The 217-nt window shown below is 69.6% G+C and carries 1 protein-coding gene; it reads left to right on the top strand.

Translation table 11 applies throughout. From position 1 onward, the window contains the following. On the top strand, nt 1–217 hold a 217-nt coding region (locus tag OO54_RS41240), incomplete at both ends, for a hypothetical protein (RefSeq protein WP_033213055.1).

Raw genomic sequence — 217 nt, 5'->3', positions numbered from 1 at the left:
GGAGTTCGTGCGGGAGCTGGAGTCGCGTTTCGGGGACGGGGCGTTGGGGGCCGCGCGGTCGATGGAGGGCGAGGGCGCCCGCGCGATGGAGGCGTCGGTCCGCGCTTTCTTGCAGGATGTTCCTGAGGGGCAGGAGTTGCCGGCGTTCCAGCAGATCGCGAAGTACGCGCAGGACACGGCGGACAATCTGCGCAGGACCGCGATCCAGGTGGAGACG

The sequence above is a fragment of the Streptomyces wedmorensis genome (assembly GCF_000716445.1).
Lineage (GTDB): Bacteria > Actinomycetota > Actinomycetes > Streptomycetales > Streptomycetaceae > Streptomyces > Streptomyces wedmorensis.
Note: the sequence above shows the minus strand (reverse complement) of the source record. Positions and strands in the feature narration are given on the sequence as shown.